This window comes from Enterococcus canis NBRC 100695 (assembly GCF_001544375.1).
GTDB lineage: Bacteria > Bacillota > Bacilli > Lactobacillales > Enterococcaceae > Enterococcus_H > Enterococcus_H canis.
The window spans coordinates 1-16,800 of sequence record NZ_BCQJ01000004.1; the positions used below are offsets into that span (position 1 = coordinate 1).

Here is a 16,800-nt window from a genome sequence, read left to right on the forward strand (position 1 = left end):
TAGGTGCATAAGAAAGCTTTCCACGATAAATCATGCAGATAGCCCCTTTATACTTTTCTTTTGTTAAACAATTTTTTTCAAAAATGATATTTAAATCTAGAATATCTAATGTATCTTTGATAAGCTGAGTATAGGACATCTTAAATCCTCCTTTGAATTGGTTCGCCAAATTGATTCAATTGGATTTTAAGATGTCTTTTTCTTTTTTACAACAAAAAAGATGCTGGTGAGATTCACCAACATCAAAAAGTATAGAGCCATTATTTTAGACTGTAGCCAAGTCCTCATTGGATTGTCTGCAGTCTTTTTTTGCTTCAATTGACAGTTTAAACGATATAAAAAAGCCCTTCTCCGGCACTCGAGGTGGATTGGGGGAGCACCGAAGAACGACTTTTCTCAATATAAGCGGGGCGTCCCCGATTGGACCTAGTGAACTGGTCCGAAGTTTTTTAAAGGATAGAAACGAAAACTTGCTATACCGTCAATATCCTCTTTATGAATCAAGCCAATGGTTCGGCTGTCTCTTGAATTTGCTAAGTTGTCACCAATAACGAAATATTGATCTTCTGGAATTTCTCTAAGCCCTGTCAAATCATCAGTAACTGTCTCATCAATTTGAAAGATATACTCTCCTAGAGAAGGATCATTTCCTGGAATAATTGATACAGTGTTGGTCCCTATCATCAGCCCATCCCCAGGTAGTCCAATCACTCTTTTGACATACTCTTTGTTACTCTCATGTGCATCAAATGTGATCAAAGAAAACCTTTCAACTTTTTCGGGCTTGGCAATTACTAAACGATCACCGGAATGTAAAGTTGGCTCCATTGATTCACCACTTACTACTCGAAAACTATGAGATAGAAAGAAGATAATGCAACTTACTGCTATTACCAGCATCAATCCATAATAGATGCTACTAAAAATAATATTGAGAATCTTTTTTCGTTTACGTTGCTGTTTCTTTTTCTCACGTAGCTCTAGGAGTCGTTTCTTACGTGCCATTTTTTTTCGCTTTTCAATTTGCTCGGGTGATAGTTTTTTGCTCTTTTCTCTATGATTCGTATTGTTTACTGGTTTTATATTAGATGCCGATTGTCTTTTGTTCATCCAATCACCCTGAACTTCCTTTAGACAAAGATCTTTTCTCCAACCAGTAATATACTAAGAAACCGCTAAGAGACAATAAGCTAATCACAACACCTAACTTTAGGCCTTGCGGTACATAAACAAACTCGACTTTACTTTTACCAGCAGGCAATCGTAAAGTAAGGAAGGCTTCCTGAAATAATGGAATATCTGTCTTCTCACCATTGACGAAGGCAGTCCATCCTTGGTCATAAGGAATCGTCGTAAATAATACGCGTTCCTCATTAGTTTCCACGTTTCCTGAGACTTTCCGTCCCTTCACTTTCAAATCAACATTTTCCTTTTGAATAGCCTCTACACCTGCCTGATATTTTTCTATATCAAGAAGTGTTAGTTTTGGCAAATTTAATACTAGCGGTTCCTTTTCCCCGGTATATTTATTCACTAAGTTTGTAAATTCAAGCGTTATCTCTACTTGATTTTTCTCCTCAAAATATCCCACAGAATAAAAGGCACCATCTTCATTGACTTGACTAACATAATCACTACCATTCACTTTAAAGTGAACATTAGCATCATTATAAAGATAATAATTATAGGTACTCATCATCAAATACGCCTGTACATTTTGAGGGATATCTAGTTCGTAGGTAACACGCATTTTCTCCCCATAATCATCTGGCGTCAGCATGATGACCTCGGTTCCTTCAGTTGTTTTTTCCTCATATTTTCCATTTTCAATAGAAAGAAATTTAGGTTCCTGAAAAGAAAAATAATCTTCATCCATGCTAGCAAGTTGATTGAATAAAGCAGATTGATTTTCAACCGCATTTTCCGCATAAATCTGCTCGTCTGTTAGAATGCCCAACTTTGCTTCGTTCTGATTCTCAAATAATCGATAATCACCTAAACTTTCGACTTCGCGGTAACCATATTTTAGAACATCTTCCTTCGAAAGATTTTGCTTAATACCTAATATTGTATCCATTAATAATGTATTATTCCGATATCTAATCTTTAAATTCGTTCCTCGTGAATTAAACCCTAGGCTATCCAAATACTGAGAAGAATGGCGATTGCGAATAGATGAAAACATTGCGACGCCATGATATCCATATAAAAAAGCATCATTTTGTGAAAGTGGTGTAAGATTTTCTGTACGGATAAAACCAGTCTCTTTATTTGCTAGTAGTTTTGTTACTTCTTCATATTCTTTTATCATTTTTTCGCCGGATTGATATCCCCACTCATTATCAATTCCTCGAATCAGACCAAAAGTGTTAAAACCTGTTTCCATTATTACTGCACCTAATAGTAAGAGCCAAACTATGTGCTTAGTTTGCTTACATAACAAGTAAAATAATAATAAATATAACAACAGAAACATCAGAGTCCAATTATAATTTTGCGTATAGAGATAGTTATACTCACCACGATCTGTTATAAAGCGTACCAATGTGAAAAGAACAACCAATCCTACTACAATATAGGCAATCTGTTCGAAATCTTCCTTACGCACTACTACCAAGCCTTTGGCTGCTAAGAAAATAACCATAAAAGAAAAGACAAAACTATAGCGGAATAAGAACATATTAGGTGTATGCATCCCTTGCCAAAAAAGATTCAACGGCTCTACATAGAAACTGAGTACGAGAATACCTACCAAACTACCATATGCTATTTTTTCTCTGAGGCAGATTTTCTTTGTTATAAAAAAGAAAATCGTAAAAATAAGCGCAGTCAATCCAACATAAACAAATGGAATCGTGCTAAATTTCGTTGAATCATAGACCCCTACCATATTTTTAATCAGTAAATCCATCCAGCCGGTATTTACTGTCTTAAAAGACCCGATAACGCTTAGTCCTTCACCATTATTTCTTAAATCAAATAAAACAGGTAAAAGGATGGGCATTGCCGCACCCCCTGCTAAAAATGAAGTTAGCAAATAGCGTCCAATAGTTCGTTTTCTTTGTCGAAAATCAATAGCAATATAAGCCAGGTAATACAAGAATGAAAACAAACCTACAATAAAGGCCATATAGAAATTCGAAATAAACATCAGCAAATAGCTAATGAATAATAAGAATACTTTGTTCTTATCGACTAAGCGATGAATTCCCCAAATAATTAAGGGTAGATAAATTAAAGCGTCTAACCACATCACTACTTCTGACGTTGCTACACTAAATGCAACGAGGCTATACATAGTTGTTAGTGCCACCCGCACTATCTTTTTTAGTTCAAAATTAAACTTTAAAAATAGCGCGAAGCTGACACCCATAAGCCCAAATTTAAACAGCGTGTAGAAATATAGAAAATCAGTTATTTGTGTATTTTTAAAGAACAGTACTAATGGCGTAAAAATGCCGCTGAGGTAATAAGCAATAAAGGCCCAGCGATTGAGGCCTAACGAACCTGACCAATCATAAAAAAAAGATTCTCCATCTTTGATCATGCGATTGTACGCAGCATGAAATACTGAATACTGTGAATAACTATCGCTTGCCATGATTGTTTTGGATAAATCTCCCGGAAAAATCCCTCTAAGAGCATAAACCAGCGCTAGAATAATCACTGGAATAGCAAAACTGTAGACAATCGTTAGTCCTTCTTTTTTTAAAAATATTCCTAACTTTTTCATTCACTCCTCCTAATGAACAACGCCAAAGCGGTTCAGTGGATAGTACCGAAGTGTAACGACCCCCTCGATACTGTCTGCCTCAATAAAGCCTAAGGCACGGCTATCTTGTGAATTGCTCCGATTATCTCCTAGTAAAAAGTATTCATTTTTGGGAATTTGCGTCATTGATTTCAATTTTTTAGCTGCTGCTGTATCTAGCTCAAAAATCTGTGTACTGTCTCTCAATTCACTAGAATAATAGAGCTTTTGAATATCGACACTTTCATCTAATTCTGCAAACAAATACATTTTTGTACCAATGATATAATACTTATCTCCTGGCATCCCTACCACTCTCTTCAAGTAGCTTTCATTGGTATCGGGATGGAAAAATGTCACAATATCATAGCGTGTCACGTTTTTATTTTTATTCGTTAACAATTTATCCCCTGTTTCAAAGGTTGGTGACATAGACGGACCATTCACCGTATGTGACCGTATTGTCATTAAAAACCACAAGCAACCCATCAGCAGAATAAAAAGCCCCACTAGTTCCACTATTTGTTGTATTTTTTTTCTTCTTTTTTTTCGTTTTAATTTTTCAATTTGTTTCGGTGTTAATTTTTTTCGCTTTCGTTTCTTATTATTTTTCGTCTGAACCGCCTTTTTCTTCTCTGTTGCTTCCTCTACCGGTATTTTCATATCAAAAGCTCCTCATCTTATGTATCGGGAACATTAAAAGTTCCGCTACACCTAATATATCATCTTTTGATACCAACCCGTAATTACGGCTATCTGCACTAAATGTCCGGTTATCCCCAAGTACAAGGTACATATCCGCTGGAATTTGTCCCATCTGACTACCTGTGACTTCATTCAAATCGAAATTTTCAGTCAAAGAATAGTTATTTTCACGAGCTTCTTCTTTCGCTTCTGACAAAAATCGTTCTGGTTGCTCCTGCCCATTGACCCATAAGGTGTCATCACGATATTCAATTGTCTCTCCCGGCAAACCAATAACTCGGCGAAATGATTTATTCTCTTTACCTGGTGTTTTAAAGGAAACAACGGAAAAGCGCTTGATTTTCTTATTTTTTGATATCATGATCCAATCTGAATCCACTAGAGTGGGGGTCATGCCAAACCCCTCCACTCTCTGCACACCAAATAAAAAAGAAAAAATAGCAGTTGATAGTCCCATCGTCAAAATAAGAGCTAACAAAATCGTCTTGATAAGCTGCTTACGTCGCTCTTTCTGCCGTTTTGCTCTTATATAGGCTTTTTTCCTTGCAATATATCGTTGTTTTGCTTTCTGTTTTCGTTTATCGTCCATCCCGCTCACCCCACTATTTTTTCAGTGAAGATTCGTTGATACGGTAAAACTCAAACGCCTTTTCCTGGGATCCCTGGACCTTAGATATATCCTCAATATAACTGTTTCCTATCTCTTCTTCTTGTAACTGTTTCAATGAGATTCCTGACAAGTTTAAACCTAGCCGTTTCATCCGATCAAACAGCTGCGACATAATCACTTTTCCCTCTTTGGAAAGTCGTGAGTTTGGTACACGAGCACCATAATTAGCGAGTCTAGCTGAAAGATCATAGATAGTTGCGAGATCTTTTTGAGGATTGTCTGTGTCACTGATTGCTTCAATCCGTTGTTCCAATTCATCAATGATAAAATACCCTTGCACCAGCGCTTCCTGATCTTTCACGTCAAGGTTAGTCGATTGATAATAACGAATGTAGAAACCACCTGCAAAAAACACTCCCGCTAATACAAGAATAAGAATAAATCGATTTCGAGCTTTCTGTGCCCGCTTTTTAAAACGTGCATTCAGTCTCATCCACTTTTTCTTATTTCTTTTACTAGGCCTCCTTTTGCGATTCTTTTTCAATTTTCCAGAATTTTTGATCCAAATCACGAAAAATAAAATTGCTAAGAGAACGAAAAGAACAGCTGCGGAAAGGAGTCCTACGAAGAGCCAGTCTAGTATTTCCATCCTGCATCCTCCTCAATTCCTATTTTTTTGTCTTTTTCTTTGCTTGTCTTTTCCGTCTCTCTGCTTTTTGTTTTTCTTTCTTTCGTTTTTTCAAGATCATAATAATGATCAAAATAATCACAAATAGCGCGACAGCGCCGCCTACAATCATTAAAATCAAGCGCCAATTAATTCCAGGATCTTGCACTAATGACAAATCACTCTCATTGAATTTATCTGCTTCTTCATCTGTGATAGTAAAATTCTCTTTCCATTCCCAACGACCGCCTTGAGCCGTTGTTACTAAAACTCTAGCTGTATAGTCGCCCGGTATCATTTCCTGGCCATTCATACTAACAGGAAACCTAATTGCTGAGTTTGGCGCCATATTCATTTGTGACTTTTTCGCCTCATATAGCACTTCTTCCGAATCGACTGCAGAGATTTGTACATCAGTCGTAACATTATCTAAGAAGTTTGGTTGTACATTCGAATAGTCGACAAAAATTGTGTTACGATAGTTAGAACTTCCTGCATAGACGCGGTTAAATTCCACTTTTTCAGGAATACCATCTGTCTTACCTTCACTCAGTAACATGCCTACCATATAGGCGAATTTATTAATGACCATGCCATTTTGATTCGATTCTTGATCTTTTTGTTGTAGCCGAATTCCCCCAGCTAAATAGCCTTCAAAGGAAGTTTTAGGCATATTAATTTCTATGTTGAGTTCCTTGCTACTATTAGGTTCTAAAACTACTTCATCTGGTACAGTGACTACTTCACTAAAGTCAAATTTCAATGATGGATCTTTATCTTCGATCTTCACATATTCAATTACACCACCGCTATTTGTGATGCCACGATTGGCTTCTACTAAAACGGTGATTTCCTCATCTGATGTATTATTTAACTTCATGACGACTGTTTGTTTTTGTCCAGGCTTCATACCTAAATCGTAGTAGGTAACATTAGGATTGATTTGGTTATCTGGCCGCACGACTTCAAAAGAAAATCCTCCTGTATCAGGTTGATCCTCTTCAGCTGAAGCTGCGGTCCCCATACCGAAAATCAAGCCGAATATGTAAAGCATCACTAGACTAATCTTAAAGTTTTTCCCCATAATTCTCCACCTCATAAACTTTTAACGAGAAACTGCCCGAAGACAGTTTCTCGCAGATTTTGCTATTTTTTATAACTTTTTAAGGAGCTGGCGTACGTGCATCTTCAATTGTCCAAGTTACAGTAGCAGTATAAATTCCAGCTTTTTTAACAGTAGCACCAGGAACGTTCAAATCAACACCATCGTAATCAGTACCTTCTACATATTCACCAAAAGCGATATCAAAGACACCAAACCCTTTTCCTTCTTCAGTGTTAGACAAAACTGGTACAGCTTCACCGTCTTCTTTTAATTGGAATGTTGTTTGAAGTGCTGCAGCAGATGGCATAGTCGCTGTATTATTAGCCGTCATTAAGTGTGCATTTTTGTACACTAGGTCAGCCCCTGTTAATTTAGTTCCACCATTATCAAATTGATCTGTTAACGCAGCTGTAATAGAATGACGGTTTGCTTCACCGTCAACCCGAACATCTTGATAACGTACGAAGTGAGCCATTGTTACAGTCTCATCAGGATTTTCTTTTGTTGCCGCTTCAAAAGGCAATACTGGATAAGTTTGATCTTGTCCATCCGCTAAGATATCTTTCATACCGAAGTCCATGTCTGTTACAGAAACAATTTTCAATGGGATTGGATCTGTATTTGGTTCTGGTTCAATAATTTCAGGTTCATTTGTTCCTGGCGGTGTAATTGGCGGCGTTAATGAATCCGTATTTTGAGTAAATTCTACCTTTCCTTCGCCTGTCTGTTCAGGTGCAGCTTTTGTTTCTGAATTCATTGCAACGCCCAAAACAAGTGTACTTAACAACAACGCTCCAGCAATTTTGTGTGTGTTTTTCATTTTTGTTTCCTCCTAATTTTTGTTTTTTATTAATAATCCATAACGGATTAGTAATGACATTATAATTACTTACTCTTTGGAACATCTGACAATATCCATGTCAATTCCGTCTTATACGGTATTCCTATCTTCTTTACTGTCTTTTCAGGGACTGTTAAAGTAACCGAACCATTTTCATACAGCGGTTTTTGAGACTCTGGATGTAAAATTGGATTATCATTTTCATCCATAAGTGGTTTGAAATTTTCTAGACTTGTTCGGCCAAAAGATATCAGCCAGGTCCCTTCTCCCTTACCCTGATTAGCAGTCGCAATTTCTTGTTCTTCCCCAATTTTCATATTAATCGTATCATTTTTTAAATTAGGGAATGTGCTCGCTTCTGTCTGGATAGAGTTGACCCAAGTATGCCCTAATGACAACATGGCACCATCTAATTCATCCCCAGCAACTGTTCGAAATTGAGTTTCTTGTTTAACACCCAAGGTCCAACCTGCTGCAGTACCTCTATTGTCCGTTATTTGTACAAAATGTGCCCGTGCGCTTGTATCATCTAAAAAAGATAGCGCAATCGCTGAATAAGGATCAGATACCTTTGCCTGCTGCGAACCAAAATTCAAAGCTGGGACATAGTCTAAGCGAAGTGGATTAGTATTCTCTTTGATTCCGCCCTCTGGGGATACTGGTGTAGATGGATTTTCAGGATCATAAATCACCTGTTTATCCTCAAATTCAACTTTTCCACCTTGAGAGCGTGTCGCATCTGCAAACGCAGTAGTCGGAATCAACATAGCAAAGAAAAATAATGCTATACCAAATTTCTTCATTGTGATTCCTCCTTTTTACGACGTCTAATCAGGAAGAGGATCAGTACTAAAAAGATAATCCCCAATCCGCTATACATCAGACTCTTTTTCACAACTTCACCCGTACTCGGATACTTGCCTCCGCCAGAGGCAGAAGGTTTTCCTGGTGATGGTTTTGTAGGCGTCACAGTAGCCTGTGATTCACTCGTTTTTGATTCTTGTGTTTCACTGGACTGTGGCGGTACAACACTATCATCTTCAAAAACAATAACTCCCTCGGTAACCACACTTTGCGTTTTTTGGCTAGGGTTCTTGTTCTCCGCTGCAACCCCTGTGATGCCCAAGGTTGTAAGAAAAATCGAAAAGACAGAAAACACTAGAATCGTTTTTAGTAAAGTCTTCACCCGCATTTCTCCCACTTCCTTTCTATCTGACATCACTAAGAGTCCAGACGATTTCTGCTTTATACTCTCCAAGCTTGTTAACTGTCCCGGCAGGAACATCTAGCTTGAAGCCTTTTCCTTCTTCAGACCAATCATCGCTTAAACGGTACTCCTCAGTGTCTTCATTTTTTCCGGTTTCAATAATTTGATCGTCACCATCTAAAGTGAATTCGGAAGCTTGATCTGCACCCGTTTGGTATTTTAATGCATCTGGCAAGATATAGTTTGGATCATCTGTATCTCCTGTTTGCAAGGTTAATACTTTGTCCAATCGTGCCGTTAATTTCCAGTCATCTCTTAGCGCACGGTTATCTTTGATAGTAAATGGTGCATCAATTTCTGGCTTACCCACACGGATATTGAAAATTCCTACGTTACGAATACCGAAATCCATCGTCGTTGGATAAGAACTGATAATTAAAGTACCATCAAAAATATATTTAACAACTTTCCCATCATCAGTTACCTCAACAGCATCCTCTGATTCCGGTTTAGTTAGCAACTGATAGTCTTGCTCGATAACCGCATCAATACTATCTGTTACCGCCTTTTCCTTCGTCAAATCAACGGTATCACCTGGTGCATGACCAGAAATCATCACTGGGGTTACGATGTCAGTATCGCTACCATCAACAAACCTTACAGTCAGACTATTATCAAAGACCGTAATTGGTACTTCAATTGTTTGGCTATTATTTTTCTCATCTGTCAATTTGACTTTCAAGCTCTTAGTACCCGTTGTTGCGACAAGTTCCTCAATTTCTTCCGTTGTCATATCTAGCGTGACCGTGATATCATCTGCGGCACTCACATTATCTTTAAGATTCGTAATGAAATCTCGTGGATCCTTAGGTGAAGCTTCCGTCCCTGTAATGGCAGATGGTACCCCTAGTGGAACGCGAATGTCCTCCGCTGGGTCAGCTGTTGGAGCTGTTTTGTCATTGAATGTTACTGTAATTGTCTTAGATACTTCATCCACACCGTTTGAAACAGTAAGAATGATGTCCATCGGTGTTTCTTCATGTTCAGAATCTGCAGTGACACCTGATGTGTCAATCGTTAGCTTGCTGGTATCTGTTACATTAATCACGCCAGTCTCTGTCATTTCAGACGCAACGACACTTGCCTGAGCAATAATAAAATCATTCAGATTCTCAGCGTTCTCCCAATCAGCACGATCCGTAACAAAGCTATTTCCTCCGACAGCAACACTGCCATTTACTTCACCGTCAACTACCGTAATTGGAATTTCAATGGATTCACTGTCATTATCAGCTTTATCAGTCAAGATAACATGAATCACTTTATCGCCAACAGAGCTGACTAGATCACTGATTTCGGTCTCATTTTCCACCAGACGAATTTTAAGTTCTTCCGACTCCGTTACATTATCCGAATAGCTACTTAAAAATTTGAATAAGTCGACCCCATTGCCAGTAAGGTACTCTGGTGTATTTAATGGTACCAGTATATGCTTACCAACCCCAACTGGCGGTTCTGTATCTTTCACCGTCACAACTATTTCTTTTTCAATATTTTCTGCAAGTCCATTCTCTGGGTCAGCAGGAACAATTAGTTTGACAGTGTAATCAGCTGGAGTAGTCGTAATTCCTCCTAAATCGGCAATTTCAATATTTGATGTAACATCTACTTCCGCGCCATCTCTCAAGTAGAAAGCCGTTGGATTACTTTCCGATAAAATATATTGTTTGATTTCATCCTCTGTTTTATCCTTTATTTCAGATGCATCAATTTCAATGTTCTGTGCCTTAATTTCAGCACCAACATCATAAACGATAAGCTTCGCTTGAATTGTTGCGGTATTACCGGCCTCATCAGTAACATAAATTTCAATCGTATGGCCTTCTAAACTAGGTTGATTAATTAGATCTGAAATATCCGTCTTATAGGCATAAGTGAATTCTTGGTCCTCCATCGGATTAGTGTCTTGTACATTTTCTACAAAAACACTAGCATCTGGTGGTGTGCTGCCTTTTTCGACAATATATTCACGCCCATCGGCAGTCGGTGCTGTAGTATCTTTGACTGTCTTAATCACATAGTTTTCCTTACCATTCAACCAACCAACAGCCATTATTTTTTGACCCGCGACTAATTTGTCTTGTTCTTCTGCGGGAACATCAAAGTGATAATCACCTGTAAACGAATCAGCAATCGTATGGAAAACACGATCATCTCCTTCTAGAGGAGAGGCAACAGATGGCGTTCCTACTGGGCGATCCAATGGTGGTGGGTCATCTTCTGTGTAATCATCACGATCAACATAGTAGAAAGTAATAGCCGTTCCATTTCCATACTCCGGATCGGGATTGACAATTCCACTAAATTCCTTATGAGTATCTTCATTTGGATTATCCGTAATCTCATTTAATCCAATGTTGACATCCTCAATAAATTCAAACAAGACCCGTGAGAAACCGGTATGGTTTGCTGGTGGAACTTGGCTGCCACTTCGACCACTCGTATTATAATTTGCCAAGAAATCATTCGTGATTGCACTTGTTACACTTTGACCAGCTAACCCAATCTGATTTCGAGCATTGTAGGTAACATCTACTCCATAAATCGGCGCCCATGACTTGTACAAGACGCTAGGATCTGATTTTAACCAGGTTGATACCTTTTGAACATCGGCAATAAAATGACCAGGATTTGACATATTAATCAAATGAGCATTCGTATTAGCTCGAGCATCTAAATCAATTGAGAACGCATCGGCAAAGCGGAAAGCTCCGCGAGCGCCAATATTTATCAAATTTCTTGTGCCTGTCCCATCTTGCAATGCAATATTAAAGATCGATTTCCGTCCAATTTCAAACGTACTATCATTGCCGGCGGTGATAACATCCCTACCATCCGTACCTTGATTTTTCAGATTAATGTGTAATTCTCCTTCGTCTCGCACATTAAACTTAGAATTATTCCCAATGGAAATAGCATTTCGAGTTCCTCCCATCGGGCCATTGATATTAATATTCACTTTAGCCTTATTTGAAATGTCAATATTTGTACCATTTGCGAGTTCAATCCCACCTTTTGTGGTGCCATCTGCCGTATTTAAGGTTAATTCGGCCTCATCTTCAACAGTTACGTCTCCTTTATTTAAAGCTAGAACATAATAACCAACGCCGTAGTTCTCTCCCGTACTCCCAAGAGTTGTAATATTTACCTTAGCTTTATTCTTAAGTAGGGCGTATGCAGGTTGACCCGACGTAGAACCAGTATTTCCCATATAACTTGCTAATATAAATCCGTTCCCATTTTCTACCTGCACGTCTGTATTACTATTTTCCTCAAACACTGCTCGGAACGACTCTAATCCCGACTGATTCCCTTGAGTCGAAATGTTTCTGCCAGGGGTAAACGGGTCTTCATAGCTATTAACTGATTTGATAGTATTGGTTCCGATAAAGCGCATGGTCGCTTGGTAGGAAGCGGTTAGCTGACCACCCTCATAGTAGACATTTTCAATTGCCAATTCCGAATCCAGCGAGGTCGCATCACCTATTCGAAATGGACCGTAATAATTCGTCCCATACATCGTTAAATCTTTTACATAAGTTTTTCGGACATCGTTTCGATCAGAGCGCCAACTATACGAGGTCCCATGAAATTCAATAGTATGATTCATGCCATCGACTACAAAGTCAACGCGGTTAACAGGGATTGTGATATTACTGGCTGATGCAGACGTGCCAGTTTGGGGATTCCCAAAGCTTTGGGTTATTTTGATATAGTCTGCATCATTTTTCCCTACATCATTCCCTGTAAATCCATTACGAATTGCCTTATCAAAGTCAGCCCAGTTATCTACTTCAATAACTTTTGTTGCGGCTGCTTCTGAGCCCCAGACTGCTGTTTCATCTGCTTGAGCACTAATTAATCTCGCACGTGACGGTTTCCCTTCATCACTAACGGTTTCACTTGTTTCTTCCGATTCAGATGTTGATGTTTGTAGTTGCTCATCAGAAGATATTGTTTCATCGATACTCTCTAAAATGTCAGAATTACTGAGTACATCTGTTGATGAACTAGCAACAGTTTCATCGCCTTGAGTCTCTTCTCGTGCAAAAATCGGTTGAAAACTATTTGCAACACTACCTACTCCCAACAACCCAACAATTGCTGCCAAAGCAACAAAACCTTTTTTCCCGATTTTCATTCAATTCTCAACTCCTTTCTCTCTGTTTCGGGATTTTTAAATCTATATTTCAATTTTCCAGCGTCTGTCTATTTTTTGTACCGCTACACTAATCATTTAGAGGTTTTTGGTCTATGACACTCTCCAACAATCGATTTTCGTTTTGTATGATGTCGAAGAAAGCACTTATTTTCTCCAACTGTTCATAATCAACGCGGTACATTTTGACGACAGGCTTGAAAAAGAGAAACCCTTTTCGGATGGTGACACGATTGTTGATGACATGACATTGTTCCATCATGCTTTGCAACTCGATTTCTGAGACGGATTTTTTGACCCGCTCAACACGTGCCCTTTCGTATATAAACTCGTCCTTGCGAATGGTCATCCGTTCGCTGATTGTGACAAGTTCGCGATTCATTTTCCAGGAATGCTCGATGAATCTGGCCTTGCGGTAAAGTTCATCATATTTCATAAGATCGAGTTTGACGGTTTTATAATTGTCTTCCTCATCTAGGTCCTCAGCTTGTTCAAAGCGATCAAGTCCGCTGGCTAACATACTCAGCTCCGCATTAGAAAGCTCAATCTCCAGTTTTTCTTTGGCGACCCGCAAACGTTCTTTAGCGGCCCGTTCACGTTTCAAGCTTTCCTTCAGGTAGATTAAATCTTTGTCTTCCCGCGAGGTTTGCGGGGCAACATCGACTGGCTCGGCTTCAATGACTTCATAGGTTTCTGGCTCTGGTTCCAAATCTAGTTCGTACTCGATTTGAATTCCTTCTGAGGAACCTTCTTGGCTGATCATTTTTGAAAGATCTTGGGCCAAGTCATGACTCAGTGTGCTCATGATAAAACCTTGTTGCTGCACGCTGGCTTCGAGATTGAAGAGCAACGGATTTTTATCTCCATCAATGGCTACCGGAATGAATTCGCAGTAATAAGTGGCAAAATCATCTTCCAGTTCTTCCGAAATACCGGTCCAAACGAACTGTGGCAGCATTTCATTTAATAATTCCTTTAAACTATCCATGTGCAGCTGCACATGATAAATCTGAATCTCAAAATGTTTTTTGATATGGATATGTTTTAAGGTCTGCTCAGCGGCGGTGGTATTTACTGCGCTAAGCTTATGCCCCGTTTCCCTTTCATAGAGCGCTTTGATTTCTGTCAAGACTTCTTCGTTGTCTAAGCAGAAACGAACTTCGCCTAAATCCGGGAGGGCTGAATGATGCAGAAAAACATCGACAATGTTTTTCATCAATATCTCCTCCTGTCAAATCATGAAAAAGTAAGGTGGCACGATGCTGAGCAGCTGCCCTTCTGTTAGGAAATATTGATCCAAATGATTCCACGCTCGCAGCGAAGAAACAGAAATGTCAAATTTTTTCGCGATACTAGCTAACGTATCGGTCGCTTGTACTTCATAATACCCAGAAGATTTTCTACGTCTTGCTTCCACCTTTATCATGTAATGCTCTTGTTCTAAGTAATGGGTTGTTTCTAAGTTGCGGTCTACAATCACCGGCGCAAGTGTCATTTGTCGAATCTCTTCTTCTCGCATCACGCGAGCCGCTTGTAGGCTTTCGTTTTCAGAGGATTCCTCCTCATACTCGACTTTGCTTGTCTCCGGTTCTTCATATTCTGGTTGATATTCCGTGTCGGTTTCCAGTGCTTGCGTCAAGGTTGGCTCTTTTAATGTTTCAACAGCCGCCTCTTTCTCAGCTACCTTTTTATCGGTTACCTTATCTAAAACATTGGTTTCCACCACGACCTTTTTCACGGCTTTTTTACCCGGTTTGCCATCATATTTAGTCAATCCATAGGCATCGATAATGGCATTCAACTTTTTATTGTAATTGATATCGGTTGCATATCGGCCTGTTAAGAATTTTGTGACCTCTTGGTAACCGCTAGTCTGAGAACGCCAGGTCCCTCGGTAAAAGGATCCACTGCCGTCTAGACCGCCTCGTAACAATTTCACATAATCTTCTAAAGATTCACGGTAAGAAGGATACTTACGGAACCCGGCGGTAATGGTGTATGTCTCACCGCTCTTTTTATGTTCAGCGGTTTTCATACGGACGGTAGCACCTTCGTAGTAACCTTTGATACCAAAGAGATTGTAATTAGGGGGCGCCGATAACTGACTATTGCCAGAACCACTTTCCAATATTGCCTGTGCAATCATCACAGAAGCATACAGGTCATGTTTCCAAGCTAAGTCTTGCGCGTCGTTGGCAATGGTTTTGATAAAAGCCTGAGTTGAATAGTTGGGACTAACGAAAAAGACTTCTTCTTCCTTTTTTTGATCATCTTTCTTTTTGTCGGATTGTTCCTTTTTAGATGTTTCTTTTGTCGTCTTTTTCTGACTCTTCTTATCCTTACTCGTTTCCTGCTTGTCGGCAGCTTGTTTTACGGGTTGCTTTTTCTCCGTTGTGGCGGTTGTACCTTTAGTACTAGTGGTGGTTTCTTTCGTCGTTTCTTTTGTTTTATCTTTACTAGTACTAGTGGTCTCTTTCGTTTCAGAGGTTTCTGGCTTTTTAGCAGACTCTGCACTACTTTCCTTTGTGCTCGTACTTGATTCGGTGGTCGTTGGTGGCGGCTTTTCCTGACTAGTTTCCGTGGTGCTGCTAGAACTTGGCTCCGTCGTTTCCGTGGTCTCTGTTACTAATTCCACTGACTCAGTTGTAGCCAGTTCTTTAGTTGCAGTTAACGAAGAACTTGTCGTCTCTACTTGCTCCGCTTGTACCTGCGGACCAACTGTTGTGGCCGTCATCACCGATGCACCTAGGATCCCTAGATGAAAAAGTGTTTGTTTAGTTGTATTTTCCATCTTGGGGCCTCCTTTAATCGATGCGTAATTTCGCCATATCTTCTAAAGCCTTCTCGGTTTCTGCCTTGGCTTCTAAAATTCGTTGGTAAGAACGTTGGTAGTCGTTCTCCATCAATTGCAGCTTTCTCAGATGCGCTTCTTTCTGATCAATCTCATGACTTAGTACGACTAATCGGTCCTGAGCACCTTGGGTTAAGGCTTTTGCGTAAGCCTTAGCTTCCAAGAAGACATCGGCGATTTCTTCCTTAGTCAACGGATCCACTTGGCTAACTAAAGCTGTTGTGGCTGTGCCCGCTTGGAAAGTCGCAATCTGTTGCCGCAGATTCATATTCTCTTTTTCAAGTAGATCGTATTTCTCATGATCCACTTGGGTTTCCTCGTCAGTGTCGACGGTGCCGCTATCCACTGCTTGTTGGAGTTCGTTTAGCTCGGCTTCATATTGAGCAATTTTTTGTAATAGTCGTTCATTACGTTTTTGCGCCAATGAAACTTGCTCTTCTAATTCACGTAGTCGATGACTTTGCGTTTCCCGTTCCATCTTCAACTTGCTGTAATCCTTAGGGATAGCTTGAACCTCTGCTAGCTCCTGTTCTAATCGTTCATTTTTTGCTTCTAGCTCACGAATTCGTTTTTGCGAGTCATCTGAAGTCGTTTTGTTGCTCTTGCTACTCTTCGCTTTTTTCGCCTTAGGTTTTTCAACCTCTTCGAAGTCCTCATCATCGAAATCTTCGTCATCGAAGTCCTCGTCGTCAAAGTCTTCCTCATCAAAATCATCGTCGTCGAAATCCTCATCATCGAAGTCTTCGTCGTCAAACTCCTCGTCATCAAAATCGAATTCATCATAGTCTTTCTTCGACTTTTTCTTTTTGCCAAAACCTAACATAGTTTTCCCACCTTTCCAGTA

The 16,800-nt window shown here is 39.5% G+C and carries 13 protein-coding genes and 1 pseudogene; all 14 read right to left on the reverse strand.

All coding sequences use genetic code 11. The features are described from left to right. Positions 1–139 (reverse strand): annotated as a pseudogene (locus ECA01S_RS07045) (ISL3 family transposase); the annotation flags it as partial. 287 nt (positions 140–426) lie between these two features. Continuing rightward, a complete protein-coding gene (lepB, locus tag ECA01S_RS07050) occupies positions 427–1,110 on the reverse strand; it encodes a signal peptidase I (protein ID WP_067393207.1) in 684 nt (227 codons plus the stop codon). Positions 1,111–1,114: 4 nt separating this feature from the next. Then, positions 1,115–3,733 carry a YfhO family protein gene (locus tag ECA01S_RS07055; protein ID WP_067393210.1) on the reverse strand — a complete coding sequence of 873 codons (2,619 nt, stop codon included), beginning with the start codon at positions 3,731–3,733 and terminating at the stop codon, positions 1,115–1,117. 9 nt (positions 3,734–3,742) lie between these two features. Beyond that, entirely contained in the window at positions 3,743–4,414 is a 672-nt protein-coding gene (gene lepB, locus ECA01S_RS07060) for a signal peptidase I (RefSeq protein WP_067393213.1), read from the reverse strand. A 1-nt stretch (position 4,415) separates the two neighbouring features. Next, positions 4,416–5,045, reverse strand: a complete 630-nt coding sequence (gene lepB / locus ECA01S_RS07065; protein WP_067393215.1) for a signal peptidase I — start codon at positions 5,043–5,045, stop codon at positions 4,416–4,418. Between the two features lie 13 nt (positions 5,046–5,058). Then, positions 5,059–5,715 (reverse strand): hypothetical protein, encoded by a 657-nt coding sequence (locus ECA01S_RS07070; protein WP_067393218.1) that lies wholly within the window; start codon positions 5,713–5,715, stop codon positions 5,059–5,061. 19 nt (positions 5,716–5,734) lie between these two features. Continuing rightward, positions 5,735–6,817, reverse strand: a complete 1,083-nt coding sequence (locus ECA01S_RS07075) for a WxLIP family cell surface protein (RefSeq protein WP_067393221.1) — start codon at positions 6,815–6,817, stop codon at positions 5,735–5,737. A gap of 79 nt (positions 6,818–6,896) precedes the next feature. Beyond that, positions 6,897–7,658 (reverse strand): WxL domain-containing protein, encoded by a 762-nt coding sequence (locus ECA01S_RS07080; RefSeq protein WP_067393224.1) that lies wholly within the window; start codon positions 7,656–7,658, stop codon positions 6,897–6,899. A gap of 65 nt (positions 7,659–7,723) precedes the next feature. Next, on the reverse strand, positions 7,724–8,482 hold the full coding sequence (locus tag ECA01S_RS07085) for a WxL domain-containing protein (protein ID WP_067393227.1): 759 nt from the start codon (positions 8,480–8,482) through the stop codon (positions 7,724–7,726). Next, the gene (locus ECA01S_RS07090; RefSeq protein ID WP_169792768.1) at positions 8,479–8,865 is read right to left on the reverse strand and encodes an LPXTG cell wall anchor domain-containing protein; all 387 of its coding nucleotides are present in this window, start codon (positions 8,863–8,865) and stop codon (positions 8,479–8,481) included. Before ECA01S_RS07090 ends, ECA01S_RS07085 begins: the two co-directional genes overlap by 4 nt. A gap of 22 nt (positions 8,866–8,887) precedes the next feature. Beyond that, positions 8,888–13,087, reverse strand: coding sequence for a pectate lyase-like adhesive domain-containing protein (locus tag ECA01S_RS07095; protein ID WP_067393233.1), 4,200 nt, complete (start codon positions 13,085–13,087; stop codon positions 8,888–8,890). An 88-nt stretch (positions 13,088–13,175) separates the two neighbouring features. Then, the gene (locus ECA01S_RS07100; RefSeq protein WP_067393236.1) at positions 13,176–14,321 is read right to left on the reverse strand and encodes a hypothetical protein; all 1,146 of its coding nucleotides are present in this window, start codon (positions 14,319–14,321) and stop codon (positions 13,176–13,178) included. A 15-nt stretch (positions 14,322–14,336) separates the two neighbouring features. Then, positions 14,337–15,896: a glucosaminidase domain-containing protein gene (locus ECA01S_RS07105; protein WP_067393238.1), complete on the reverse strand. Its 1,560-nt coding sequence runs from the start codon at positions 15,894–15,896 to the stop codon at positions 14,337–14,339. A gap of 13 nt (positions 15,897–15,909) precedes the next feature. Continuing rightward, positions 15,910–16,779: a hypothetical protein gene (locus tag ECA01S_RS14355; protein ID WP_169792767.1), complete on the reverse strand. Its 870-nt coding sequence runs from the start codon at positions 16,777–16,779 to the stop codon at positions 15,910–15,912. Between the last annotated feature and the right edge of the window lie 21 nt (positions 16,780–16,800).